The 2,197-nt window shown below is 71.1% G+C and carries 3 protein-coding genes and 1 pseudogene; 2 read left to right on the top strand and 2 right to left on the bottom strand.

The window, feature by feature from the left end:
- Positions 1-981 (top strand): SRPBCC family protein (locus tag IJH84_RS08885; RefSeq protein ID WP_367268997.1); only part of this gene is annotated, 981 nt, incomplete at its 5' end.
- Between the two features lie 19 nt (positions 982-1,000).
- Here the strand turns inward: IJH84_RS08885 and IJH84_RS08880 are convergent.
- Both IJH84_RS08880 and IJH84_RS08875 read right to left on the bottom strand, forming a co-directional pair.
- Positions 1,001-1,384: a PIN domain-containing protein gene (locus tag IJH84_RS08880; RefSeq protein ID WP_295142561.1), complete on the bottom strand. Its 384-nt coding sequence runs from the start codon at positions 1,382-1,384 to the stop codon at positions 1,001-1,003.
- Positions 1,381-1,719 carry an AbrB/MazE/SpoVT family DNA-binding domain-containing protein gene (locus IJH84_RS08875; protein WP_295142559.1) on the bottom strand — a complete coding sequence of 113 codons (339 nt, stop codon included), beginning with the start codon at positions 1,717-1,719 and terminating at the stop codon, positions 1,381-1,383. The genes IJH84_RS08880 and IJH84_RS08875 overlap by 4 nt, the downstream gene beginning before the upstream one ends.
- A 200-nt stretch (positions 1,720-1,919) precedes the next feature.
- On the opposite strand from IJH84_RS08875, the pseudogene IJH84_RS08870 reads away from it, so the two are divergent.
- A pseudogene (locus IJH84_RS08870) lies at positions 1,920-2,197 on the top strand (hypothetical protein); the annotation flags it as partial.

Raw genomic sequence — 2,197 nt, 5'->3', positions numbered from 1 at the left:
CCCGCCGGGGCCGGGGCCGGGCCGCCCGCCCGGGCCGCACCCGCGGACCGGAACTCGCCCCGCGCCGAGCCCAAGCGGCGATGGACCAGGAGGATTTCTCCCGTGCAGATGCAACACCACTTCACCGTCCCGGTCCCGGTCGACGTGGCGTGGCCGGCGATGATCGACCCGGAGCAGGTGGCCCCCTGCATGCCCGGCGCGACGCTCAGCAGCGCCGACGGCAACGAGTTCGCCGGTTCGGTGAAGGTGAAGCTCGGCCCGATCTCCTTGCTGTACAAGGGGAAGGGCTCGTTCGAAGAGGTCGACGAAGCGGCTCGCAAGGTCGTCATCGACGCCAGCGGCAAGGACTCGCGGGGCAACGGCACCGCTGCCGCCACCGTCACGCTCACCCTCACGCCCGAAGGCGGCAGCACCTCCGCGCAGGTGGACACCGACCTGAAGGTCACCGGCAAGCCCGCGCAGCTCGGGCGGGGCCTGATGACCGAGGTCGGCAGCAAGATCCTGAACCAGTTCGCGGCGAACCTGGCCGAGAAGCTCGCCGGTGAGGCGGCCGCCGCCGAGGGCGCGGGCGCGGCTTCGGCGGGTGGCTCCGGCAAGACCGAGTCGGACAAGGTGGCCGAAGCCGCGCAGGCGGCCGAGGACTCCGCGGGCGAGCAGCGCACCACCGCCGCGGCGGCGGCTGCGCAGGGCGCGGAAGCAGCGCGCAGCCGCACCCCGGCGTGGCGGGTCACGCCACCGGCGGGGGAGCAGGCGGCAGGGGAGCAGCCGGACACCGTCGGCTCGTCGAGCGCCGCCAGGCACGCCCGGTCCGATCGCGCGGACACGGTCGTCACCGGCGGCCCGATGCCGACCGACGAGGCGATCGACCTGCTCGGCACCGCGGGCACGCCGGTGCTCAAGCGGGTGCTGCCCGCGGTGGCGGTGCTGGCCGCCGGTGCGCTGCTGTTCCGCTGGCTCCGCCGCCGCAAGCACCGCCGCTGACGCGGCAGCTCGAAGCCGCTCAGCGGATCAGCCGGATGTCCGCATCGGTGTCGAGCCGTTTCCAAGCTTGGTCCGAAGTGAGCACTGGCGCGGCGAGGCGCCGCGCCAGTGCCAGGCATGCTCGGTCCCCGAGCGACAGGCCGGCCTCCCGGGTCGTCGGCCAAAGCGCGGCCGTCGCTAGCGAATCGTCTCGACCGAAAGCGATCACTTCCACGCCCAGAGCTTCGATCTGCAGGCCGAGAAGGTCGGCGTCGCCGCCATTGGCAGCGATCTTCTGCAAGACCTCTGACCAGTTCACCGCACTGATCAGCGCCCCGTCGAGATGTTCGGCGACCGCTTCTTGCCCCGATTCCGCATATACCCACGCCAGGACTGCCGAAGCGTCGAGGACGACCATGCTCATGACTCCGTCTCGGCGGTTTCGCGTGCTGCTGCGGCACGTCGGTCTGCGAGCAGCTCGTCGACTGGTGATCCAGCTGTCGCCCGGCTGTTGAGCGCCGTCTGCTGGATGCGCCGCATCAGGTGTTCCCGTTCTTCGAACACCACTCGTCCGTCTTCGACATAGCTGACCAGGTCGGTGTCCGGTGTGAGCCCCAGTTCATGCCGGAAAGGCGCCGGTATCGAGACCCGGCCCTGCGGATTCATCTTCACAGCAGCGCTTGTCATGCCTTCACTGTATATGTCACGAAAAGACATGTCATGCACCAATTGTCCACCATTGTGCATGTGCGCGATCAAGCTGGCAGCAGCTGGTGGACGCGGGTGAGGCGGTCGAGCCAGCGGCGCTGGTCCTCGGCGGACGGGGTGGCTGCCGCGACGCGGGCCGGGTCCGGCAGCGGAGCGCTGCGCGGCACCGGGAGATGACCGCCGCGCGGCACGAACGACTCGGCCACCAGGTCGCCGTCCAGCAGCGACGTCGTGCCCAGCCCGCAGGCGAACGGCAGCTCCGGCAGCGCCCCGGCGAGCGCGAGCTGCGCGGCCAGGCCGAACGCGCCCAGCGCGACGGCGACTTCGACACCGCCTCCAAGTTGCTGTACGGCGAGATCCCCACTCTTGAGCGGGACCTGGAGGCGGCGTCCGAGGCCGAGGAGGAGGTCGGCCCCGACGACATCGCCGACGTGGTCGGCTCCTGGACCGGCATCCCGGCCGGGCGCCTGCTGGAGGGCGAGACGCAGAAGCTGCTGAGGATGGAGGCGGAGCTGGGCCGCCGCCTGAT

Origin of the sequence: Saccharopolyspora sp. (assembly GCF_017434145.1) — a bacterium.
Lineage (GTDB): Bacteria > Actinomycetota > Actinomycetes > Mycobacteriales > Pseudonocardiaceae > Saccharopolyspora_C > Saccharopolyspora_C galaxeae.
Note: the sequence above shows the minus strand (reverse complement) of the source record. Positions and strands in the feature narration are given on the sequence as shown.

What these genes read in the sequence shown, in the direction of transcription:
- IJH84_RS08880 (WP_295142561.1), bottom strand. Translation starts at nt 1,384, where the DNA reads ATGAGCATGGTCGTCCTCGACGCTTCGGCAGTCCTGGCGTGGGTATAT.